At 59.5% G+C, this 23869-nt stretch carries 17 protein-coding genes and 1 other RNA gene; 6 read left to right on the plus strand and 12 right to left on the minus strand.

Going from position 1 to position 23869, the window contains the following annotated elements; all coding sequences use genetic code 11:
- Positions 1-20 precede the first annotated feature (20 nt).
- Positions 21-1277, minus strand: coding sequence for an ABC transporter permease (locus OHL23_RS04840; RefSeq protein WP_263350635.1), 1257 nt, complete (start codon positions 1275-1277; stop codon positions 21-23).
- A gap of 23 nt (positions 1278-1300) precedes the next feature.
- Positions 1301-2524, minus strand: coding sequence for an ABC transporter permease (locus OHL23_RS04845; RefSeq protein WP_263350636.1), 1224 nt, complete (start codon positions 2522-2524; stop codon positions 1301-1303).
- A gap of 241 nt (positions 2525-2765) precedes the next feature.
- Here OHL23_RS04845 and OHL23_RS04850 point away from each other — a divergent pair, with 241 nt between their 5' ends.
- Positions 2766-6284 (plus strand): S41 family peptidase, encoded by a 3519-nt coding sequence (locus OHL23_RS04850; protein WP_263350637.1) that lies wholly within the window; start codon positions 2766-2768, stop codon positions 6282-6284.
- An 82-nt stretch (positions 6285-6366) separates the two neighbouring features.
- On the opposite strand, the gene OHL23_RS04855 is transcribed toward OHL23_RS04850, so the two are convergent.
- Positions 6367-6801 (minus strand): dUTP diphosphatase, encoded by a 435-nt coding sequence (locus OHL23_RS04855; RefSeq protein ID WP_263350638.1) that lies wholly within the window; start codon positions 6799-6801, stop codon positions 6367-6369.
- A gap of 190 nt (positions 6802-6991) precedes the next feature.
- Between OHL23_RS04855 and OHL23_RS04860 the strand changes: the two genes are divergently transcribed.
- Entirely contained in the window at positions 6992-8500 is a 1509-nt protein-coding gene (locus OHL23_RS04860) for a sensor domain-containing diguanylate cyclase (protein WP_263350639.1), read from the plus strand.
- A gap of 71 nt (positions 8501-8571) precedes the next feature.
- On the opposite strand, the gene rnpB is transcribed toward OHL23_RS04860, so the two are convergent.
- The 6 genes from rnpB to OHL23_RS04890 all read right to left on the minus strand — a co-directional run bounded on the left by rnpB (position 8572) and on the right by OHL23_RS04890 (position 14361).
- Positions 8572-9052, minus strand: an RNA gene (rnpB, locus tag OHL23_RS04865) — RNase P RNA component class A.
- A gap of 36 nt (positions 9053-9088) precedes the next feature.
- A complete protein-coding gene (locus tag OHL23_RS04870; RefSeq protein WP_263350640.1) occupies positions 9089-9631 on the minus strand; it encodes a phosphate-starvation-inducible PsiE family protein in 543 nt (180 codons plus the stop codon).
- A gap of 77 nt (positions 9632-9708) precedes the next feature.
- A complete protein-coding gene (locus OHL23_RS04875; RefSeq protein WP_263350641.1) occupies positions 9709-11568 on the minus strand; it encodes a glycoside hydrolase family 2 protein in 1860 nt (619 codons plus the stop codon).
- Between the two features lie 214 nt (positions 11569-11782).
- Positions 11783-12304, minus strand: a complete 522-nt coding sequence (locus OHL23_RS04880) for a hypothetical protein (protein ID WP_263350642.1) — start codon at positions 12302-12304, stop codon at positions 11783-11785.
- Between the two features lie 131 nt (positions 12305-12435).
- Entirely contained in the window at positions 12436-13740 is a 1305-nt protein-coding gene (glyA, locus tag OHL23_RS04885) for a serine hydroxymethyltransferase (RefSeq protein ID WP_263350643.1), read from the minus strand.
- A 93-nt stretch (positions 13741-13833) separates the two neighbouring features.
- Positions 13834-14361: a hypothetical protein gene (locus tag OHL23_RS04890; protein ID WP_263350644.1), complete on the minus strand. Its 528-nt coding sequence runs from the start codon at positions 14359-14361 to the stop codon at positions 13834-13836.
- 252 nt (positions 14362-14613) lie between these two features.
- Here OHL23_RS04890 and OHL23_RS04895 point away from each other — a divergent pair, with 252 nt between their 5' ends.
- Genes OHL23_RS04895 through OHL23_RS04905 form a run of 3 tightly spaced genes read left to right on the plus strand, consistent with a single transcriptional unit; the run spans position 14614 to position 20338 of the window.
- Positions 14614-14949, plus strand: a complete 336-nt coding sequence (locus OHL23_RS04895; protein WP_263350645.1) for a PadR family transcriptional regulator — start codon at positions 14614-14616, stop codon at positions 14947-14949.
- 10 nt (positions 14950-14959) lie between these two features.
- Positions 14960-17641, plus strand: coding sequence for an ABC transporter permease (locus OHL23_RS04900; RefSeq protein WP_263350646.1), 2682 nt, complete (start codon positions 14960-14962; stop codon positions 17639-17641).
- Between the two features lie 9 nt (positions 17642-17650).
- The gene (locus OHL23_RS04905; protein ID WP_263350647.1) at positions 17651-20338 is read left to right on the plus strand and encodes an ABC transporter permease; all 2688 of its coding nucleotides are present in this window, start codon (positions 17651-17653) and stop codon (positions 20336-20338) included.
- A gap of 67 nt (positions 20339-20405) precedes the next feature.
- Here OHL23_RS04905 and OHL23_RS04910 read toward each other — a convergent pair whose 3' ends face one another.
- Positions 20406-21206 carry a DUF1223 domain-containing protein gene (locus OHL23_RS04910; RefSeq protein WP_263350648.1) on the minus strand — a complete coding sequence of 267 codons (801 nt, stop codon included), beginning with the start codon at positions 21204-21206 and terminating at the stop codon, positions 20406-20408.
- Between the two features lie 42 nt (positions 21207-21248).
- Between OHL23_RS04910 and OHL23_RS04915 the strand changes: the two genes are divergently transcribed.
- Entirely contained in the window at positions 21249-22178 is a 930-nt protein-coding gene (locus OHL23_RS04915; protein WP_263350649.1) for a M23 family metallopeptidase, read from the plus strand.
- Between the two features lie 18 nt (positions 22179-22196).
- Here OHL23_RS04915 and OHL23_RS04920 read toward each other — a convergent pair whose 3' ends face one another.
- Positions 22197-22352: a hypothetical protein gene (locus tag OHL23_RS04920; protein ID WP_263350650.1), complete on the minus strand. Its 156-nt coding sequence runs from the start codon at positions 22350-22352 to the stop codon at positions 22197-22199.
- A gap of 123 nt (positions 22353-22475) precedes the next feature.
- Positions 22476-23777 (minus strand): abhydrolase domain-containing 18, encoded by a 1302-nt coding sequence (locus OHL23_RS04925; protein WP_263350651.1) that lies wholly within the window; start codon positions 23775-23777, stop codon positions 22476-22478.
- Positions 23778-23869: the final 92 nt, after the last annotated feature.

The raw sequence follows: 23869 nt of genomic DNA on the forward strand, positions 1-23869 counted from the left end.
AGGTCAGGTCTCAGCCTTTGTCACTCATACCGCAGCGCCTCGATGGGATCGAGATTTGCCGCTTTCCAGGCCGGATAGATGCCGAACATCAGCCCAATGGCGCAAGACACTCCGAAGCCGAACAGGACCCAGAAGGTCGAGAGCGCAGCAGGCAGCCCAATCGGCAGAAAGAAGACAATCCACGTGATCACGGCGCCCACCATGACGCCAAAGACGCCGCCGATGGCGCACAGCGTCACGGCTTCTGTCGTAAATTGCGTCAGAATCGTCCGCTTGGTCGCGCCCAGAGCCTTTCGTATACCGATCTCGCGGGTTCGCTCGGTCACCGAGACGAGCATGATGTTCATGACGCCAACGCCTCCGACCATCAGACCTACGCTAGAAACCGCCAACATGAAGAGCCGCAATCCCCAGGTGATCTGATCCCAGAGCCGCGCCAGCGATTCCGGCCCGAAGATCTCGAAGTTGTCCGGGTCCTGCACCTTGACCTTGCGCCGCACCCGCAGCATCTCGCGAATTTCTTCCTCGACCAGGGACTTGTTGACCGGATCGTCGTACTTGACGGAGACCCACACATCCTTCTGCTCGGGATGCAGGTTCTCGAAGGTGCCATAGGGGAAGTATGCTGCGTTATCGTTCGGGTTTTTGCCGCCGCCGAAGGGCTGTTTGCGCTTCTCAACCACTCCGATCACGGTGTAAAGCCCAGTCTCGATATTCACTTCTTTGCCGACAGCCGGTTCGTTGCCGAACAAGTCTTCCCAGGTATCGTGGCCCAGCACGACCACTTTGGCGTGGCGCTTGTCCTCGTCATCGGTAAAGAAGCGGCCTTCCTGCAGGTTGATATCGTTCACCGCGGCGATCTCGGATGTGCTGCCCTGCAGAATGGCTCCGGCGACTTTCTTGCCGTTGTACTTCACGGAAACATCCCCGACGCGGAAGCCCGACTTGACGTATTGCTTGCCGCCATCGGCTCCGACAACATGCGGCAGCGTGCGCAGCGCGTACACGTCTTCGATGGTCAGCTTCTTGCGCGTCAGTTGCTCCGTGGTAGGACGCACGCCGATCACCGGCATATGAAATATCCAGAAGACGTTGCTGCCCAGCGATCCAACCCAGGCATCGACGCGATTGTTCAGTCCATTGATGACGGAGGAGATGGCGATCACCGATGTCACGCCGATCACGATTCCCAGGATCGTTAGCCCTGAACGCAGCTTGTTCGTACGCAGCGTATCCAGCGCCATTTTTACCGATTCAGTTGTCTGACCTTGCGCCATAAAGCGAACTCCTTGCCGCCTCTTTACATCTCCGAACGGAGCGCCACAATCGGATCCAGCTTCGCGGCCTTGCTTGCCGGATACACCCCAAAAAACACCCCGGTTCCCGTTGCCATAAACATTCCCAAAAATATCGAACCGATTGAGACATTCACTGTCACGTCGAATATTTGCGTGATCAGCGCGGCAACGCCGACTCCGATCAGGATTCCGATGACGCCGCCTAGCGTTGCCATCAATCCCGACTCAATCAGGAACTGCAGCAGCACATCTCTCTGTCGCGCCCCGAGGGCTTTGCGCACGCCAATTTCGCGCGTCCGCTCGGTCACCGATACCAGCATGATGTTCATGATGACGATTCCACCCACCACAAGCGAAATCGACGCCAGGGCGAAGACAATGAACACGAACATCTGGCTGATCTGCCTCCAGAGGTCCAGAAAGGTATCGTTGGTCTGGAGTTCAAAACTGTCTTCGGCCCCAGGAGCATCATGACGACGCGTACGCATGATCACCCGCACTTCGTCCTCGGCGCGCGACATCACCTTGGAGTCGCCGTTGGCCCGCGCATACACCGTCATGGAGTCATTCGTTCCGTAAGTGTGCTGGTAGGCCGTGAGGGGAATTGCCACCCAGTTGTCCTGGGATTGGCCGAAGGTCTTTCCCTGCCGTTCCGCCACGCCGACGATCGTGTATGGAACTCCATCCACGCGAAGCTCCTTGCCGATCGGGTCGCCGTCGCCAAGGATGTTGTCCACAATGTCGTAGCCCACCACCACTGAATGCGTGGCGTGGTCGATGTCCGCCTCATTCAATGCCCTGCCAATTGCGATGTTCAGGTTATTCAGCGAAAACATCGTCGCCGTGTAACCGCGCACGCCTGTATCCTTGCTGGATTGACCGTTGTACACGACATTGGTGGTCTTCGATAACAGTGCTCCGACCTCTTTGCAATCGGTGCAGCCGTCCCGAATTGCCTCATAGTCTTCATACTTAATGATCTTGCGCTTCTGGAACTTGAAATATTCCTCGGCGTTGAAGACCAACCCAGACCGGTCCACTGTGAAGACATCCGCGCCGTAGCCGGTGATCTTCGTACCCATGTAGTCGTTCGCCGTATTTGTCAGCGTGATCACCATGATCACGGAAGCCACGCCCATCACGACGCCGATCAGCGTCAGTATGGACCGCAGTTTATTGGCCCACAACGATTGCAGCGCGAGTTTTACGGCTTCACTGAATAGCATTGGTTCTCGACTTTTATGCCCGGACGGTTCGGGTCTCGAACCGAATCCCGGGAATTCTGAACTTGTTCTGAACTTGATGGCGCTGCCCACGAGTCTAGCAGCGAATGCGACGGTTGGCGCTAGTCAGACTACGCAGCGGCGACAATTCCGGTTCCCTTCGTCGCGGAACTGGCCTTATTCTTCCTGCGTATCGCCTTCGTCCGAGTACACTGTCGCTACGTTGTTGCCAACCGGAGAGCTCATGAACCTGACCCGACGCCTTGTCTCGCTGAAAACTTCCCTCCTGGCCGCCTTGCTCGTCGTGACGCCAATAGCCCTCGTTCCGGCACCCGCGATAGCCGCAGCAGCTCCGCCTTTGCTCCTGCGTTACCCCTCCCTGAGCCAGAACACGATCGCCTTCCGCTACGCCGATGACATTTGGACTGTTTCCCGCAGCGGCGGAGAGGCCGAGCGCCTCACCTCCACTGGTTCCGTCACCGACGGTCCCTATTTTTCCCCGGATGGCTCCCAGATTGCGTATACGGCCCGTGTGCATGGCGCTTCAGACGTTTACGTCGTCCCAGCGTCGGGCGGTATTCCGCGCCGCCTTACCTGGCACCCGGCCGGCGGCTATGTCGTCGGGTGGACGCCCGACAGCAAGAATGTTCTCTTCTCCAGCGGCAGCGTGAGCTACCGGCATTATCTGCGCCTGTTCCTGGCACACGCCGATGGCTCAGGCACACCCGAGCCGTTGCCGCTGCCCGCCGGAAGCCAGGGTTCTTACTCTCCGGACGGCCAGTACCTGGCATACGAGTCCATTACCCGCTGGGAGGACGCCTGGAAGCGCTACAAAGGGGGCCAGAACTTCCCTATCTGGATCGTCAACCTCAAGACGCTTGATTTAGAGAAAATCCCCAGCAACAACACCCACGACTCCGATCCGATATGGGTTGGCGACCAGATTTACTTCCTCTCTGACCGGAACGGCGAAGCCAATGCCGATCCTTTCGACAACAATCACTATGGGCCGGTTTCGCTCTATCGCTACGACACCAAAACCAAACAGGTTACGCTGGCCGTTCCAAACAAGGGCCTGGACGTGAAGACCATCCAGGCCGGCCCGGGCGGGCTGGTCTACGAGCAGTTCGGTTCGCTGCATCTTCTCGACCTGGCCGCACCCGATCAGCCCGGGCAGGATCACACGCTCGCAATCAGCATCCATGGCGACCTGCCGAAGCTGGCCCCGCATCTCGCTTCAATCTCCGCCGAGGAGATCCAGAACGCAAATCTGTCGCCCACCGGCCAGCGCGCGGTCATCGAGGCTCACGGAGACATCTTCACGGTGCCCGGCGAAAAAGGCGACACCCGTAACCTCACCAATACCTCCAACGCGGCAGAGCGTGATCCAGCCTGGTCGCCGGACGGCAAGACCATTGCTTACTTCTCGGACGCGTCTGGCGAATACCAGCTCTATCTGCGCGATCAGACCGGCTTCAAAGCTCCGACCTCCGTCGACCTTGGTTCCAATCCTTCGTTCTTCTACGCCCCGCAATGGTCACCGGACTCCAAACACATCCTTTACACCGATAAGCATCTGCATCTCTGGTACCTCGACGTTCCGGGCAAGGACGACAAGGGCAAAGAGATTCCTCCGGGTAAACCAGTCCTCGTCGACACCAGCCATCAGGGAGGCTTCGGCGGCAATGGCTTCAGCGCCAACTGGTCTCCTGATTCGAAGTGGATCACTTACACCCGCGACCTCGACAACAACCTCAAAGGCGTCTTTCTCTACTCGATCGACAAACACGCTTCAACTCAGGTCACCGACGGCATGAGCGACACCAGCAGCGCCGTCTTTGACCCCAATGGCAAATACCTCTACTTCCTTGCTTCCACCGACGATGGCCCCTCAAGCGCAGGCATCGACCTCTCCTCGCTCGACCGCGCTCAGACCACTGCCGCCTACGTCGTCGTCCTCTCCAAAGACGAAGCTTCTCCGATTCCGCCCGAGAGCGATGACGAAAAGATCAAAGAAGAAAAGAAGCAGGACGACAAGAATCCCAATCCGCCAAATCCACCCAGGACTGACGTCGACGACAAGGACAAGAAGGATCAGAAAGCAGACACCAAATCCGGCGAGAGCAAGGATAAGGAAGCCAAGAAAGAGGACAAGACAGAAGACAAGAAGGTCGATGTCAAGGTTGATCTTGATGGCATCGGCAACCGCATCCTCTCGTTGCCCGTGCCGTCGCGCAACTACGGCAGCCTCATCGCAGGCAAAACTGGCGTGATCTACTTGCTCGAAGGCCCTCCCTTTGGGCGACCGTCAGGCGACGGCGGTGGAGGAGCGGGTATTCGCGCCGTCTGGCGTTTCACGCTGGAAAAGCGCAAGACGGAGCAGGTTCTCTCCGACATTGACGGCTTCGTAGTCTCTGCCGACGCCTCGAAGGCGCTCATCGCGCAGCATAACGCGCTCTCGATTGCCGCCACAGACGATCTGAAGCCCGGCGACGGTAACTCCGGCAAGCCGCTCAACCTCTCCAACATGACCGCGGACATCGACCCCCGCGCCGAGTGGCGGCAGATCTTCAACGAAACCTGGCGCATCGAGCGCGACTTCCTCTACGATCCGAACACCCACGGCCTCAGCATCTCCAAAGTAGAGGCCCGCTATCGCCCGTATCTCGATGGACTGGCCAGCCGCAGCGAATTCAGCTACCTCTCCACTGAAATGCTGGGCGAAATCACGATTGGCCACATGTTCCTCGGCGGCCCGCATGAACCGGACAAATCGCCCATGACGGGCCTGCTCGGAGCGGATTACACGGTCGATCACGATCGCTATCGCATCTCCAAAATCCTGGGCGGCCAAAACTGGACGCCCGGGCTGGCCTCGCCGCTGACCCTCCCGGGCGTCTACGTCAAGGAAGGCGAATATCTGCTCGCCGTCAACGGCAGGGAGCTCCACGCCAGCGACAATCTTTACTCTTTCTTTGACGGTACAGCGGGCTTGCAAACCGTCCTTCGAGTCGGACCAAATCCTGACGGCACGAACGCCCGCGATGTCACCGTCGTGCCCATCGCCGACGATGACGGCCTGCGCAACCTCGACTGGATCGAATCCAATCGCCGCAAAGTAGACCAGCTCTCCGGCGGCAAGGTCGCCTACGTCTACATGCCCAACACCGGAGGCTCGGGCTACACCAACTTCAACCGGTACTTCTACTCGCAGCTCGACAAGCAGGCTCTCATTCTCGACGAGCGCTACAACGAAGGCGGCTTCATCGCGGATTATGTGGTCGATGTCCTTCGACGCGAGCCGCTCTCAGGAGCCATCGAACGCGACGGTAAGCCTCTGCATGACCCGGTCGGCGCTATCTTCGGACCGAAGGCCATGCTGATCAACCAGAACTCCGGCTCCGGCGGAGACGCCATGCCCTGGTACTTCCGCAAAGCCGGCCTCGGCAAGCTGGTGGGCACGCGCACATGGGGCGGACTCGTCGGCATCGGCGGGTACCCAACGCTGCTCGACGGCGGCCGGGTCACCGCTCCCCGTTACGCCATCTACGGCCTGAGCCGGGACTGGGAAGTCGAAAATCACGGCATCGCCCCTGACGTCCCCGTCGAAGATACGCCCAAAGACTTCGCCGCGGGTCACGACCTGCAACTGGAAACCGGCGTCAAGCTGGTCCTGGACGAATTGAAAGCCCACCCAATTCCCGAAATCCCGATCCCGGCCTATCCCAACTACCACCAGCAGGACGGTCTGGGCAAAAACTGACTCTGAACTCCCAAGCGCAAAACGAGCAAAAACGCGAGCCGGGATTATTTCTCGGCTCGCGCTTTTATTTTCTATTCCTGCATCATTTCCCGGAGCTTCCAAAGCCCTTTTCAGCTCGCGAAGAATCGCCCAGTTCCTCGACCTGCCGCACCACTCCCGTCAGCACCGGCACTGGAATCATCTGCGCAATCTTGTCTCCGGCATTGAGCCGAATCGCCTCGTCCGTCAGGTTGGTCAGCAGAATCTGAATCTCGCCGCGATATCCGGCATCGATGACGCCGCCTGTGACCGCAACACCACGCGAGGCCATGGAAGACCGGTCGCGCACGAGGAGGCCGAGCGCTACTTCCGTTTCTGGGTGCCGCGCCTCGACGGCGATCCCCGTCCGTACCCGAAGAGACTGGCGAGCCCAAAGCTCCACCGTTTCCAAGGCAAACACGTCGTATCCCAAATCCTCACCCGGATGCGCCACTTCCGGCATCCGCGCGCCATCAGCAATCAATTTCACTCGCAACATCTGTTTATCTTACTGTTTCGCAGCATGATTCTCCCGCACGACGAATCAGCTTCCTCCTGGCTCTTGTGGATAGGAAGTTGCGAATCCGATGTGAATCGACGTACTCTTGATCCATTTCCCGTTGTACTTTGAAAGCAGCACCGCAGTTTTCTCTCGGGAGACCATTCCCCGTGGCCGATGAGAAATCAGGATGACCTCGACTCCCCACTCGCGTAACTTCGCGCGCGCACTTTCGTCGCACGGATCTCTATTGAGATCTTTGACCGAAGGGCTGGCTTTGGCCTGTCTGGTCTTCCTGCTCGAATATGCGATGGACTACGTCGGATTCTTCAACAGTCACGGGCAGGCGATCTGGTGGCCAACCAATGGCCTCGCGCTCGCCTTATTGATCCGCAGCGATCGCTCGCGGTGGCCCGCGATACTGGCCGGCGTCCTGATGGGGTCATGGGCCGGGACACTGATCCACGGTTACCCGATTTCTTCCTGGATCGTCAACGCGACCGCAAACTCTGTCGGACCACTGTTTGGAGCGCTGATGCTGCCCAGGTTCGAGAAGCTGGAGAACTGGCTCCAGCAACCGCACCTGGTCATCCGTTTTGTCGCGTTTGCGCTCTTGCTGGCTCCGGCTCTCTCGGCAACGATCTATGCATCAAACGTCCATCGGTTTATGCCCGGCCTCGACTACTGGACCGTGCTCCAGACCCGCGGCGATTCCGACATGCTCGGATATGCGATGTTCGCTCCCCTGGTGCTGGTGCTCAGCAGCAGGGAAACATACCGCCTTGCGAGCATCTCGGATTTGGCCATGCCGGTCTTCCTGCTTGGGGTGGTCGCCGGCACGACATACTGTGTCTTTTGGCAATTTTCTTATTCCCTGACCTTCGTCCTGGTTTCGGTGATTCTGCTGGTAAGCCTGCGCCTCGGGTTCGCCGCCTCTGTGATTGCTGTCAACCTGCTGGCTGTCCTCGCCACTACAGCCACAATGCACGGCCATGGGCCGCTTACCATGGGAACCGGGGATGTGCTCGAACATCGGATACTTTTGCTGCAAGGCTTCCTTTCCCTAACCATGGTCACCGCATTTTCAGTCTCGGTCATCCAGATCGAGCGCGAGGTCTTCCAGCAGAAGCTCCTACTCGCGTACAAAGAGATGGAAACACTGGCTACTACCGATGCCCTCACCGGTCTGGCCAACCGCAGGCTCTTCGAGGAATCTCTGAAAGCAGATTGGGCTCGGGCCCTGCGCAGCGGCGATTCTTTGGCACTGCTCATGATCGACGTCGATCACTTCAAGTCTTACAACGACCGCTTCGGACACCCGGCAGGCGATATCTGTCTTCACGCGATTGCACAATCGATTGTCACCATGGCGCATCGCTCCACTGACCTGTTGGCCCGTTACGGCGGTGAAGAGTTCCTCTTCCTATTGCCCACGGCAACACTGGAAGACGCAGCCCGTCTGGCTGAAACGATTCGCTTGCGCATCGAGAGCCTGCACGAACATACCGAAAAGACCATCCATTGCCCGGTTACGGTTTCTGTAGGCTGCGCGGCAATGACCCCTGCTCCCGGACTGGCTCCAAACTCGTTGATCGCAGCTTCCGACGAAGCGCTTTACCGCGCCAAGCGGAATGGACGCAACCGGGTCGAACTCGCCGAAGTTTCTGCCGTGCCCTTTGATCTCAATACGGTTCTCTGAACTGCTGCGCTTTGAACAAATTTGCACAAACAGGCCGGCCCCGCATGGTGTATCCAAGCGGGGCCGTCACTCCAGCAAAAGAGCCTGTAAGCCGAATTCTGTCGTGTGCGGTCATTCCTCTAGGCGCCGCGTCGCCGCGGACGCTCATCAGCGACCTACCCGGAGGTTCCGGCAATTGCTCGAACCGCCTGTCGCGTACCGGGCCGATACGCCGCGCCGCCCGGTTCTTGGGCTGAGGCGCGTCCCTCCCTATTTGGTCTTGCTCCGTGTGGGGTTTACCATGCCTCACGCCTTACAGCGGGAGCGGTGCGCTCTTACCGCACCTTTTCACCCTTACCCCGGCGGGGGACTTGCCGTCCAGGCGAACCTGAACGAGTCTCCGGTGACCCTCCTAAGAGGGGTAGCCGAGGCGGTATCTTCTCTGTGGCACTGGCCGTCTTCAGGCCTTGACGCCTGAATCCCGGACGTTATCCGGCACACTGCCCTGCGGAGTTCGGACTTTCCTCCCCCGAAGCATCGAAATGCCCCGGCAGCGACCGCCCAGCTCCCTTGCTATATCCATTCTATCTGGATTCGGAATTTTAGATTTCAGCAGATACCGGGGCGGGCTTCCACATCGTGCTCTGCATGGTTACTCATGTGACTTGATTTGCGCAGGAAATAAATTGCTCCCACAAGCACCGTAATTACCAGCGCCAGCACGCCGAACTCGATCATCGAGGCCTCAAAAAGCGGCTTGCCGCTGTTATCCCAGTTCTCCTTCTTAGTCAGCGCCTCGGCCTGCATGCCCAGCACAAGAATTCGCCGGATGGAAGCGATCAGCCCCACGACCAGGAATGGCTCGACGACCAGCGCACGAGAGCGGATCGAAATGCGCAGGGTATGCAGAATCTCAAGCAGCATCAACACGAGAAGGAGCCGGTCGATGAGTTCGAAGATATCCTCGGTCCTGTTCCAATTGCGTATGGCGCCCGCCACCAGCGAAAACGCCCCGGCCACTCCCAGCGCCGCGGTCACTGCCAGCAGCGTTCCCAGCAGGATGTATATGAGCACTTCCACCAGCGACAGGTACTGGCAGTAGCCCACGCGCATGCGAGCTTCAAAGGAGTGAAGCCTCTCTGTTATCGACAAATTGGCCCCCTCCATCGCTGCGCGAATGGCCTATACCAGTATCCTAATACCGGAAATCGGAGACTTGGTTCGGCCCCTTAATCCGCCTTCCCAACCGTCTTTTCGGTATAAGCCTTCTGCAGGACAAAGAAAGCCTGCTTCTTTACGCCCTGATCGCTGATCAGCCCTTTGCGGTTGAACATATCCTGAATCCCGGCCAGCGGACGGCGCGGCGAGCGGAAATCCATCAGAATCCACGGGCTCATCCCGCGTAGCTGATCGATCCGGTTCAGCATCCCAAGCTGGTGGCGGAAGACGTTGGCTTGGTACTCCTCGGTCCAGCGGTCGTTTTCGCCCCCATGCAGTCCGGCCTTGGCGTCGGCGCCGAATTCGCTCATGATTAGCGGCTTCTGGTAAGAGATTTTCCAGTCCGTCGTATCGGCCGTCTCCGGATGCTGCTCATACCATCCGATGTATTCGTTCGTCCCCAAAACATCGAGGTACTGCCCAAGTGGATCGTCGACGACCTTGATTGACCGGGCACCATTCTGCTCGGTATGCACCAGCAGCGCCGCCGTGATCAGCCGCGTCGGATCAAGCTCACGCGCACGCGCTGCAAGCGACGAGATGAACTTCGTGCGCAAATCGTTGATCGGTGTCTCATTGGCCATTGACCACAAGATGATCGCCGCATGATTCCGTGAGGTGCCGATCTCTTCTTCCAACTGATGCTGCGCATTCGCATAGACTGCCGAATTTCCAAACTGCACCGCCCAGTACACCGGGCTCTCCGACCACACCAACAGGCCCATCCGGTCTGCCGCTCGAAGCATCGTTTCATCGTGGGGATAGTGCGCCAGCCGCACATAATTCGCGCCCATTTCCTTGGCCCAGCCGAGCAGCGTTTCCGCATCCTTGTCCGTATATGCGCGACCCAACCGATATGGAGCCTCCGCATGAATACAAACCCCGCGCAGGAAGATCGGCTTCCCATTCAACAGAATCTCCGTCCCTTTGACCTCAACCGTGCGGAAACCGATCAGATCCTCGACCGAATCCGTGCCGGCTTTTACCGAAACCTTGTAGAGCTTCGGCGTCTCAGGCGACCACAGCGTTAGTCCCGGCGCGCTGATCTCAATCGAAGCGCGGCCATCCTCGCCCACCTTCGCTTCAGCCTTTGCATTTGCTTCGGGAATGGCAACATCGACAGTCTCGCCGACCGCGCCGCCGTTTACATGCACCCAGCCCTCGATTTTGCCGTGGTCGGCGCGAGAGAGATGCAGATCGTACTGATCGATAAACGCCTCCGGCACAGTGATCAGCGAAACCTCGCGCGTCAGGCCGCCATAGTTGAACCAGTCGGTCTGCGTCGTCGGGACACCGTCTTCATGGCGCGTGTTATCGACTACTGCGATCACGAAGTTGCTGCCGGGATGCACCTCTGCGGTCACATCGCAGTTGAAAGCCGTGAAGCCGCCCTCGTGTTCGCAGACCTTCTGTCCGTTGACCCAGAAGATGGACTTGTAGTTGGCCGCGCCAATGCGCAGGAAGGTGCGCGTGTGCGCCTTCGGCTCGAAGTTGAAATCCTTCTCGTACCACATCAGCCCTTCGTACCAGAAAAACTCGGGCTTCTGCGTGTTCCAATCGCCGGGCACTTTCAGTGTCTCGGCTTTGGAAAAGTCGTAGTCCACCGGCCCGGTATCGCCTGGCTTGGCCTTCTGATTGACGAACCATCCCCGTGCAATCTCATGTTTGTGAAAGTCATATAACCCAGTTTGATAGGGGTCGGGAATGACATGCCACTCTCCATTGAGCGACTGCACAGGCCTTCTGTCCGCGCCGGTAAGGACAATAGGCGCAGCCGGGGAAGATTCAGCGACGGCGCAGGCGGTGCTCAGGGCAACCAACATTGCGGACAGGACAAGAGCAGCAGGAAAACGCAGCAGGATCAGCTTCATCAGGAGGGCCTCAATTCAATGTAGATAGTATGCCCGAGGGTCGAATCTGCAAGACCATCCCCGTGATCGCGCATTGGAAGCAATTTGGCTTGCCGGGCAGGCTCATCCTACAATCTTGCGCCCTGCTGTGTACACCCCGGCAGTCCTTGCAGCAGACGACGAGGCCCTCCCAGCAGGGAAGGCCTCGTGCTCGAGTTACAAATCGAAACGGAAGTTACGCGCCGAGATACTCCACATGCACATAAGTTCCGAGGCGGACGTTATACGCGAGATACCAGCCGATATGGTCCGGATCGTCATAGATGATCACGTCATCCGAATCCCATAGCCAGCCGTCGCAGAAGCCTACATCATAAGGGGCTACGCTGAAATAGAAGCCGCCAAACCAGAACCGCCCAGGTCCGCCGCCTGCGAGACGCCAGTGATGACTTGGCCCGAAACCGCCAGTGAACCGGCCGTGCTCAAAAGGGTGATCCAGATGATAGTGCGCGTCATCCCGGCCGGTGTCATGGCCTACCCAGGTCGTGCGTCCGTTGTTGCGATCGACATGCGGCGCGTTCGGGTGCCCGTTCTTGTCGCTGAAATTCGGATGATCTGCCGGCGGACGAGGTGTGCCGTGAAAAGCTTCCGGGCCGCGAGCGGGTGGTGGCGGCGCCGCATGTTCCTGGGGATGCTGCGCCAGCGCGGGCAAGCTCGCCACCAGCGCGAGAGCCAAAATGCTCACATAAGCTTTCATAACTATCTCCTTCAGGTTCCTTTTTAGCCCGGTGCCATCTTACAGCAGGAAAGCTACCGGAACCTCTATTGGTAGGTTGGAACCCGGCCACTTATCCTAAGTTGCCTGTGAAGGAGGATTTTTCTCGTATGCTATACAGCAGTCGTAACTGGTTCGCGTCGCCAGGCATAGAGCGGGAAGTGATTTGCCATCTCGCCGACCTCGCCGCGAATACGGGCTAGCACAGCATCGTCGTTACGGCTTTCGAGCGCCTTGCCGATCCAGAGCGCAATCTGGTGCATCTCGGACTCTTTCATGCCGCGCGTGGTGAGCGCAGGCGTACCGACACGAATTCCGGAAGGCTTGAGCGGCGGGTTTGCGTCATACGGAATCGCATTCTTATTCACCGTGATCCCGGCCTTGCCAAGCGCCAGCTCTGCCTCTGAGCCGAGAATCCCCTGGGAGAAGACGTCCACGAGCATCATGTGATTGTCTGTTCCGCCGGAGATAATTCGCCAGCCGCCAGCTTGCAAGGCAGCAGACAGCGCCTTGGAATTGGCCACGATCTGCCGTGCATAGGCCGCAAAATCCGGCTGAAGCGCTTCCTTGAAGGCCACCGCTTTGGCAGCAACGATGTGGACCAGCGGACCGCCCTGCTGTCCGGGAAAAACTGCACGATCGACGGCTGCAGCCAGTTCCTGATCGCAGAGCACCAGCCCCGAACGCGGCCCGCGCAGAGTCTTATGGGTCGTCGTGGTCACGATCTGCGCATGGCCCACGGGCGTAGGATGCGCTCCGCCGGCGACGAGGCCCGCGATATGCGCCATGTCGATGATGAGCTTCGCGCCAACCTTGTCCGCGATCTGCCGCATCCGGCCAAACTCCCAGATGCGCGAATATGCGCTCGCTCCGCCGATGATGACCTTCGGATGCTCGCGCACGGCGATCGATTCCAGCTCGTCATAGTCAATCCGCTCGGTATCCTTACGCACGGTGTAAAACGTGGGCCGGAACTGCTTACCGCTGAAGCTGAGCTTGTGGCCATGCGTCAGATGCCCGCCATGCGCCAGATCGAGCCCGAGAATCGTATCTCCGTGCTCCAGTACGGCCATATAGGCCGCGGCATTGGCCTGCGAGCCGGAGTGCGGCTGGACGTTGGCGTGCAGAGCTACGCCTGGAACTGCAAAAAGCTGCTTCGCGCGGTCCCGGGCAAGGTTTTCGACCACGTCGGTAAACTCGCACCCGCCGTAATAGCGCCGCCCCGGATATCCCTCGGCGTACTTGTTCGTGAATACCGACCCCGCCGCTTCAAGCACCGCCTCGGAGACAAAGTTTTCACTGGCGATCATCTCCAGGCCCTCGTGCTGGCGAAGTGTCTCGTGTTCAATGGCGGCGGCCACCTCAGGGTCAGCCTGGGCGAGCGGAAGAGCAAAAGCGGATTGGGCGCGGTCAGTCATACAAGAATTCTAGCTCGCGTTGCGCGGGCCGGTACGTTTCTAATGACGACCCTTCAGTGCCAGTTGTGAACCCCAGGCCAAAAATTCCGGCCCTCAGATACCGGCCCATGGATACTTGGCCTTCACGGCATCCATATAACGTTGCTGATATTCCACCAGTTGCATGGCAATGTGGTCCCCGAATTTCTCCGTGATCAGCCTGACACGGCTATCTCTTACGGCCCAATACAGGACACTGGATTCCGCTTCCACGGTGAGCCACCAGCGCTCCGCAGGAATCGGCTCGCGATCCGCCCACATTTCCCCGGATCGAAGCGGCCGGCGGGAGAAAACGACGCGATATTTCTGTGGCGCGTCGCCAACGACGGTCCCTGCTTCAAACAACAGAGCCACGTCCTTCAACTTGAGAAAATCCGGATAGGAAGCCGGGTACGGAGACCATTCGAAGAGGTCCGCGCCCAGCATTTTTCCTTCGGTAATCTGACGGACGCGCTCCTTGAGCCGTTGCCATTCCTTCTCTGCCGCCATGCGAAAGAGAGCCCTATCTCCAGCTTCCAGCGTTTTCGCCTCATTCCGCTGACGTAGGAATTCCTCAAACGAGAGGGAGCTGGGTTCATTCATAGAAAAGTCTTAGCCTCAACCCGGAAAGATGGACAAGAACCAATCTAACTCAGCGCATGGAATGCAGCGCGCGACGAGAATTGTAACAACCAAATGCTTCTGTCGTGTGTTGGGACTGCGGCGAGTCACCCTTTCATGTATTCGACCGATTTTCGCGGAGGAAACGGCTTTTGGAAGCCGGTTCAATCTTTCCTGTTGACATTCTGCCTATCGAGGCGCACCGTATATGTAGAAAATCAACAGGAGCAACAAATGGGCGAATCGAAATCCGATGTTCTGCAAGGCACTCTCGACCTGATGGTTTTGAAGACTCTGGAAGCCATGGGCCCACTGCACGGCTACGGCATCGCGCGACGGATCGAGCAGGTCAGCGGAGACACGCTCAGCCTCAATCAGGGCACCATCTATCCCGCTTTGCTGCGCCTGGAACAGCGCGGCTGGATTCACTCCGAGTGGGGCACATCAGAGACCAATCGCCGGGCGAAGTTTTATTCGCTGAGCCGGACCGGCCGCAAGCAGATTGAGATGGAAACCGAAAACTGGGAGCGCGTAGCCGCCACCATGGCCCGCTTCCTCGCACCCTCTTAAGGAGCCGACGATGGACACACTGCGCACGCTCCTCAGCCGCATCGCATCTCTCTTCCGCAGTAGAAGGCTCGACTCCGAACTCGACGAGGAACTTCGCTGCCACATCGACCTGGCTGTCGAAGAGAATCTAGCCTCCGGCATGTCTCGCAAACAAGCCCGCACCACAGCCCTGCGCAGCCTCGGCGGCCTTGCGCAGACCCAGGCGCTGTACCGCACGCAACGGGGACTGCCCTGGGTGGATGCCATGATGCAGGACCTCGGCTTTGCGGTGCGGACCTTGCGCAAAAATCCCGGCTTCACTCTCGTGGCCGTGCTCACACTGGCGCTTGGCATCGGCGGAAACACCGCGATGTTCTCAATCGTAAACGGCGTCCTGCTCAACCCGCTCCCGTTTCCCGAGCCGGACCGGCTTGTAACTCTCAGCGAGAGCAAGGCGAACTTCGCCCGCGGCTCGATCTCCTATCCCAATTTTCTCGATTGGCAGAAGGAAAATCGCAGCTTTTCGGCAATGGCCACAGCGCGATTTTCAGCCTTCAGCCTTACCGGACGTGGAGAAGCCGAACAGGTCGAAGCGGAGTTTGTCTCGCCGGATTTCCTTCCCATTCTCGGGGTCCGGCCATTGTTGGGTCGTCTTATCGCAGCAGCGGATAACGAGGCCGGCTCCGGGCCGGTCGTGCTCATCAGCGAAGGCTTGTGGCGGCGCAAGTTCGACGCCGTGCCCAACATTCTCGGCCAATCCATCACGCTGGATGGCCGTGACTTTGCGATCATCGGCGTCATTCCTGCGAACTTCCACTTGCGCGTCCCCAGCTTTCGCGACCGGGATGTCTACGCTCCCATCCGGCGATGGACGAATCCGCTGTTGATGGAGCGCGGCGCGGGCCTTGGTATGCACGGCATTGGGCGGCTCAAGCCGGGCGTGACTCTCGAACAGGCACGCGCCGACATGGAGCAGATCAACCGCAGCCTGGCCGCGACTTACCCCGACGCGGACCATGGCATCGGCACCACGATCATTCCAATGAAAGAGGAGATGGTCGGCGATGTGCGCCTCTTCCTGCTCGTTCTGCTCGGGGCCGTCGGCTTTGTGCTTTTGCTTGCATGCGTCAATGTCGCAAGCCTGTTGCTGGCGCGTTCCGCGGCACGCAGTCGCGAATTTGCAGTGCGCACGGCCCTCGGCGCAAGCCGCGGACGGGTCATTCAGCAGTTGCTCACGGAAAGCCTACTGCTCGGAATTGCGGCCGGAGCACTGGGGCTGCTTCCCGCCTTCTGGGGCACGCGAGCCGCACTCAAACTGTTGCCCGCCGCATTGCCGCGTGCCGAAGAGATCGGCCTCGACTTCCGCGTACTCGCCTTCACCACGGCAATTTCGCTGCTGACCGGGGTGCTGTTCGGCCTCATTCCAGCATTCAAGAGTTCGCAGACGAATCCGCATTCCGCACTGAAAGAAGGCAGTCGCAGTTCCGGCGGAAGCCATCATCGCGCTCTGGCGACATTTGTCGTGGCTGAAATGGCCATCACGCTGGTCCTGCTGATCGGCGCGGGACTGATGATTCGCAGCCTGACGCAATTGTGGAATGTCGATCCTGGATTCAATCCGCGCAATGTGTTCACCTTTGGCCTATCGCTGCCACCCAACTTCGAAGGCGCGTCTCCGGCCAAGATCCGCGCGGAGTTTCGCGCCATCAATGACCGCTTCGCCTCCATCCCTGGGGTTACAGGCGTCTCGCAGGCCTGGGGAGCGCTGCCGATGAATGGGGAAGACGATCAGCTCTTTTGGCTCGAAGGCCAGCCCAAGCCGAAAAGCCAGAATGACATGAGCTGGTTCATCGATTACATCGTCGATCCCGACTACCTGCGCATCATGCAAATTCCATTGCAGCGAGGCCGCTTCTTTACCCGGCAGGACGATGAGCACGCGCCGCTGGTTATCGTCGTCGATGAGGTATTTGCGCAGAAGTTCTTCCCAGGACAAGATGCAATCGGCAAACGCATTCATCTTGTCTATAACAGCGACAAACTGGCGCAGATCGTCGGAGTCGTCGGGCATGTCAAGCAATGGGGGCTTAGCTCGGACGATAAACAATCGCTTCGCGCGCAAGTCTATCTGCCCTGTATGCAGATGCCGGACGCCTTTATCGCCATGTCTCCATCAGCCTCAAGCGTGGTCGTACGCTACGAGGGTAGCCTGGCACGCGCATACGAATCCATCCGCAGCGCCAACCGGCAGATGAGCGCGCAGCAGGTTATCTACGGCGATCAGACGATGGAGAGCTTAGTCTCCGACTCGATCGCGGAGCGCCGCTTCGCCATGATCCTGCTGGGCGCGTTCGCCATGCTGGCGCTGCTGCTGGCCTGCATCGGTATCTACGGCGTAATGGCCTATCTCGTCTCCCAGCGCACGGCGGAAATCGGCATTCGCATGGCGCTCGGCGCACAGCGCGGAGACGTGCTTGCGCTCGTTCTATGGCGCGGCGCAAGACTGGCGCTGATCGGCGTAGGCCTCGGCATTGGAAGCGGCCTGGCGGTGACGCAGTTCATGCGCAGTCTGCTGTTTGAAGTGAGCCCCTACGATCCGGCAACCCTCGCAGGCGTAAGCCTGTTGCTGATCGCCGTGGCCTTCCTGGCGTGCCTGATTCCAGCTCGGCGCGCTGCTTCTGTCGACCCCATGCAAGCGCTGAGAACTGAATAGGAGCCTCGATTGAAACCGCATCCACCACAACCACGAATAACAGACGCGCTCCGCACACTTTTCAGTCGGACCGCAGCCCACGTCCGCGAAAAGCGTCTCGATGACGAACTTGAAGAGGAATTGCGCTCGCATATCGATCTCGCAATCGAAGAGAATATGACCCTCGGGATGAGTCGCAAGGAAGCGCGAGCCGCAGCCCTGCGCAGCTTCGGCGGAGTCACGCAAATCAAAGAGCACTATCGCAATCAACGAGGGGTCCCAATGCTGGAACAAGTCACCCAGGATATTCGCTTCGGATTTCGCCAGTTGCGCAAATCACCCGGATTCGCTATCACCGCCATTCTTACGCTGGCCCTCGGCGTGGGAGCCAATACGGCGATCTTCACGCTCATCGACTCCATCGTCCTGCGGCCCTTGCCATTCCCTCAGCAGGACCGGCTGATGTTCGTCTCCGCCGACAGTTTCTTCCCCAAAGGCTGGGTTCGCGCCCTCCAGCAAAACGCCCAATCTTTCGCGTCGATTTCCGCATATGGCGAAAATGCCGAATCCAACATAACCGGCGTCGACAGCGCGGAGCGCGTCTTTGGTTCGAGAATCACAGTCAATTCCTTCGATACGCTGGGCATCCATCCCGAGCTGGGCGGCTTCTTTACCGCCGACAACGCCATCGAGGGCCAGGACCAGGTCGTCGTGTTGAGCCATGGCTACTGGCAGGAGCGCTTCGCAGGCTCTTCCGCCGTTCTCGGGCAAATCATCCGCATCGACGGTGTCTCGCGCCGCATCGTCGGCGTCATGCCCGCTGGAGTTCATTTCCCCTACGCCGACACGCGCTTCGTCATCCCCGTGGCCTTCAAAGGAGGCGACCCCATCGACCCGTGGCTGGGCTACGATCTGCGCGGCGTCGGCCGCCTCAAAGATGGCGTCGCGCCCGGCGCAGCTCAGGCCGAGCTGCGCCGCCTGCATCCGCTTCTGTTGCCTCTCTTTCCCTGGCGCATGCCCGATACCTGGGTGTCGGACACCACCGTCGTTTCTCTGCTCGACCAGGTCGTCGGCGACACCCGTCCCCGGCTCATGCTGCTCTTCGCCGCCGTGGGCCTCGTGCTGCTCATCGCCTGCGCCAACGTAGCCAATCTAATGCTCGCCAAAGCCGCCTCCCGCGAGCGTGAAATGGCCATCCGCGGTGCGCTGGGCGCTTCCGGCAACCGCATCGTCTCGCAGCTCCTGATCGAGAGCATCCTCATTGGATTACTGGCCGGAATCACCGGCCTGGCCATCGCCTTCGCCACGCTGCGTGGCCTCACCCTTATACTGCCCACCGATACACCGCGTCTTGCCGACATAGGGCTGCATTGGCACGTCTTCCTTTTCGCAGGTGTGGCCTCCGTGCTCACCGGCGTCCTTTTTGGACTCGTGCCCGCGCTCAAAATGTCCTCGCCCGATCTGCAGCAGACTCTGCGCTCGGGCAGCCTCAGCGTCATCGGCAAGGGCGCAAGCTTCCGCGTCTCGATGGCTCTCGTCGTCGGCCAGATCGCCCTGTCGGTCGTCGTCATCACCACCGCCGGCCTGCTGCTGCACAGCCTCTATGGCCTGTCTCGCGTGAACCCAGGATTTGACACGAACCGGGTGATCACCGCCGAAGTCTCGCTTGACGCAACCGCCTGCAAGCAGACTGGCCGTTGCAAAAACTTCTTCAACGAAGTGGTCCGCCAGACGCAGGGCATTCTGGGCGTCGAATCCGCGGCCCTGGTTAGTTCCCTGCCCATGAACGGCCTCGGCCTCAACTTCGTCTTCGACGCCGAGGGCCATCCCCGCCAGGCCCGCGAAGACGCGAATAAAGCCGCCGGGCGCACCGTCTCCACCGGTTACATCCCGCTGATCGGCCTCCACCTGCTGCGTGGCCGGCTGCTCACCGACGCCGACCAGACCGGAACCTCCCGCGCCGTGGTCGTCAATCAGCGTCTCGCAGAAACTCTCTGGCCCAACCAGGACCCGATCGGCAAACACCTCGAATGGGTCAACGATGAGAGAACACCGGCTACCTTTGACGTCAACATCGCCTCCATCGTGGTCGGCGTGGTGAGCAACACCCACCATGACGACCTGCAGGCCGCCTTCGACGACGAGGTCTACCTGCCCCTGACTCAGGCCCGCGAAGAGCCCTCCATGAGCATCCTGCTGCGTTCCCCGCTGCCCGCCTCTCAGCTCACATCCTTGCTGCGCAAAACAGTGGCATCGATCGATCCGTACGCGCCCGTCACCCGCGTCCGCACCCTCAACGAAGTGGTTGCGTCTTCCGTATCCGCGACCCGCGCGCTCACAGTGCTGCTGCTCGGCTTCGGCGCGCTCGCCGTTGGAGTAGGCGCAGTCGGCGTCTACAGCCTCATCGCTTACATCGTGAACTGGCGCACCCGCGAGATCGGCATTCGCCTCGCTCTCGGCGCTTCCAAATGGGGAATTCTGAGCCTCGTCTTCCGGCAAAGCATGATTCTGAGCACCCTGGGGTCGGCGCTGGGACTTGGCATCGCTCTCGCCGCCGCGCGCCTGCTGCGCAGCTTCCTCTTTGAGGTCAGCCCACTGGACCCGGTTACCTTTTGCGCCGTGCCTTTGCTGATGCTTGTGCTTGCCCTTGTAGCTGCCTGGGTTCCTGCGCGAAGAGCCGCATCGATCGACCCGATGCACGCCCTCCGGTCAGAGTAGGAATTCGACCGCAAACACTCTGCGGGTACGCATTTTTGCAAAGATGTTGAGGACAATCCACATCGGATTATCGGCCAATCGTCCGCTCGGCGAGAGCCAGTACATGGCCGTTTTTCCGGTCGATCTGGAAGACGACCAATCTCATCGCGCCAGTCGTTCCCGGCTGGCTGGCAGCGGAAGCCTTCATAGTGAAGGTGCGGCCATCCACGGCTCCTCTCGCCATCTCCTGCATCACACGCACCACCGCGACATGACGCAGATTGCGTCCGGAGTTCTCGCCTCGCAATACGGAAGACTGCGCAGAGTCGAGCGCCAGCGCTGCAATAAGCGTCTTTCCGGAATCCGCATCCCCGCCATCGACCGAGAAACGAACGCTTCCGCTGTCCCATTGAGCATCCGCGATGCTCAGCGGGATCTTGGGCGCGGCCGCCGCGCGGGCGATCGCTGTATCCAGCTCGCGCTCGTGGCTGCCGACGATCTGGGCCGCGCCATCGACGACCGCCTGCGGCGTATACACGTCATCCAATCCAAATCGCCCCGCATACTCCTGCTGACGCTGGGTGATCGACTCCAGCGAAAAGGGGTCGCGCCAGCCCTGATGATCCCAATACGTCACGTGCTCGCTCAGAACGATCACCTCTGCGCCGGGTACAGACTGCGTCGCATCCAGTTTGGCCAGAAGCGCGTCCGCCGGAGGACAGCTCGAGCATCCTTCAGAGGTAAACAGCTCTACCAGAACTGGTTGCCTGGTGCCGGATGCCGCTGCAACCGCCGTTTGTCGAGCTGAGAAGCCAACCGCCGCAACCGTGGCGACCACTACCAAAGCCAGCCCCAGCCACCCGGATGAGTTGAACCGAATCTTGCGCATACATCCTTGAGAGTCCGCGAGGCGCGAGCAAGTTACAAGCGCATGCCGGCGACAGCCGCTATCCTGATTGGAATGCTACGCCGCATTCCCAAATTTTTCCTGCTGCTGCTCATGACTTTGTGCGCGGGAGCCGCTTCGTCGTCGCGGGCGCTTGCTCCGAATGTCACCCTGACGCCAGCCATCGTCGAGTCCGGTTCTCCGGAACTGATCCGACTCCACACACCGGACACAATTGTGAGGGTGGAGGGGGAATGGCTCGGCCGTAAACTGGAATTCTTCCCAAACCGCGACCATAGCGCCTGGTTTGCGCTCGCTGGGGTCGATGTCGAGGCTCCGGCTGGTTCATCCGAACTGAAAATCACCGAATTCACCGGGACAGGCAGAGATGCGTTATCGCACGATTTTTCCACAACCGTCCCCATCCACCCCGCGCACTACCGGACAAGCTCCATTACGGTTGAACCAAAATTCGTCGAACCCGGCCCCGAGGAGCGCAAAGAGATCGAAGCCGACAGCAAAGCCAAACAAGCAGCCTTCGCTACCACCGCAGACAAACCCCTATGGTCCGGTAGCTTCCTGGCTCCGGTGAAGGCTCAACCGACAGACAGCTTCGGCACGCGAAGAACCTTCAACGGCAAGCTGGCCAGCATTCACAAAGGCACAGATTTTCGCGCCGCGTCAGGAACGCCAGTCCATGCCGGAAACTCGGGCACGGTTATCCTCGCTCAGCACCTCTATTTTGAAGGCAACTGCGTCATGATCGACCACGGCCTTGGCCTGATTTCGATTTCAATGCATCTGTCGCGTATCGACGTAAAGCCCGGTCAGCATGTATCGCGCGGCCAACAGGTAGGGCTAAGTGGCGCGACGGGCCGGGTGACCGGACCGCACCTGCACTGGGCTATCCGCTGGCAAGGCGCCATGCTCGACCCGGCCAAGCTGCTGCGCCTGAATCTGTCGCAGGTTCGCTGACAGACAGGCGCGAAACAACTAACTGGCGGCTACGTGGCAGGTTCGCCGCAGCCACAGAATGATCGAATAAAGCTCCTGAGTGGGCAAGGCGGTGGCTGCTTCCAGCGCCGCCCCGCCCACGCCAAGCAACACGATCAGATCCGGCAACAACGCAATACTGAAATGCGAATTCATCGCTTCTCCGTCACCGGCAGCTCTCCGGATGCCGTAGCATGGGGCTGCCTCTACCGGTAGTGTGGTGCGAGAGCGAATTTCGTTACAGATCCGCGTTACAGATTTACAGCAATGAACTGCGATTTACCGCGAAGCCAGCTCTTCTTCAACCGGAGTAGCAGGGTTTTCGGCCGTTGCCATCGCGACGCTGCTCGCCTCTTCGCGAAGCGCCTTGAATGCCCGGTACACAAACGACCCAAGATACCAGCCATCGATGTATTGAAACGGCGTTTCGCCGGTCGTGTAGTGGCCACACGGCAGCACCCGGCGCTCGAAATCTATCCCATGCTCGTGGAACGATTTCACCACCTGCAACGAATACTCCAGTGGGAAGGTCAGATCGTATTGCGCATAAATCAGCAAGACCTTCTTTGCAAATTCCGCCGCGTTCCCTGTTCGCGGATCACGCGAACTATGACCGGCAAATTTGGAGTAGTAGTTCACCGGGCTTGCCCCTGCCCACAGCGCTCGTACCCGATCCTGCGTGAGCCCAGCCTCTTCCAACGCCTGACGAATATGCCGCGTGCTCTGCCCCGCCCAAACCACATCGCCAACCGCCGCTGAAGCGTGATTGAAGGCATTCACCCGCAGCCGCCGGTCGTGCGCGCTGGCTAGAAATCCGTAAGCGCTGCCCAGGCTCGTCCCCAGCACGCCAAACAGCTCGTATCCTTGTCCTTCAAGCCAATCGAGGCAGCATCGAATATCCACTACCGCCTGCCGGACCGCCGAAAGCGTCCGGCCGACATTCGCGCTCACCGCGTAATCGGATCGTTCCAGCTCCGAGGGGCGTCGAATATCGTGATACGGCTTCGACAACCGCAACGCCGAGATGCCAAACCGGTTGAAGAGCGAACAGAGAGCGTTATGGCTGAAAGCGTCCGCATTCCACTGCGGCATGACGATCATGGCCTGTTTTGGCTTGCCTTCCTGTTTTTTAGGATCAGCCGGATACCAGCGGGCGTTCACCAGGTCGTTTTCAGCGTAGGGCGTCCGCTCGGGTGAGGTAAATCGCAGAAATTGCGCCCGCGGCAGTTTACCCTGCGCTGCCAGATTCCTCAGCCGGGCATCCCGATCCAGCGTCTCCGGCCGCACGTTGGTCGGAAACAGCATCGGATGCCGTTCCTCGAGCCGGAAATCCTTGGGAGTGTCGTAGGCAAAAAACCGGTCGCTGTCTGCCAGGATCGCCTCGTTGACCGCGACCATCGCCGCTTCGCCTTCGCCCGCAGCCTCCATACGCTCGACGTGCCCGGTTAACCCGGTTTCGTCGAGAAACGGACGCAGCCAGTCGAAGCCCCACTCCAGGGGGCGCACCACGCGATTTTCGTCGCGTGTTGTCAGCCGCGTTTCCCAGCTATACATCCAGCGCGCGTACAGTTCTTTGACCATTGTCTATGCCAAGTTTACCAGCGGCGGTATCGCATCCAAATCAACGTGCGAAGGCACTGCCAACTCAGCTTGGATGTTCCGAATAGCCCAAT

Origin of the sequence: Acidicapsa acidisoli, assembly GCF_025685625.1 — a bacterium.
Taxonomy (GTDB): Bacteria; Acidobacteriota; Terriglobia; order Terriglobales; family Acidobacteriaceae; genus Acidicapsa; species Acidicapsa acidisoli.